We start from the raw sequence: 321 nt of genomic DNA, 5'->3' as shown, positions 1-321 counted from the left end.
AAGTAGAATGGCTTGGTGACCACGCCGATCGTGAGAATGCCGAGCTCGCGCGCGATCCTGGCGACGATGGGGGCAGCCCCGGTGCCGGTGCCGCCGCCCATGCCGGCTGTCACGAACACCATGTGTGCGCCAGTCAATTGTTCGCGGATCGTATCGATCGCCTCTTCGGCTGCGGCGCGTCCCAATTCCGGCTGTGAGCCGGCGCCGAGGCCTGCGGTCACCTTTGTGCCGAGCTGGATGAGGCGCCTCGCCTTCGACATGGCCAGCGCCTGCGCGTCGGTATTGGCGACCACGAACTCGACCCCTTGCAGCCCGGCCGTG

The 321-nt window shown here is 67.3% G+C and carries 1 pseudogene; it reads right to left on the bottom strand.

What is annotated here, in order from left to right:
* Positions 1–321: pseudogene (locus AC0L3K_RS40800) on the bottom strand (cell division protein FtsZ); the annotation flags it as partial.

Source organism: Bradyrhizobium sp. MI1.10, assembly GCF_055811035.1.
The sequence above is the reverse complement of the archived record's forward strand: the minus strand, read 5'-3'. Positions and strand labels throughout refer to the sequence as shown.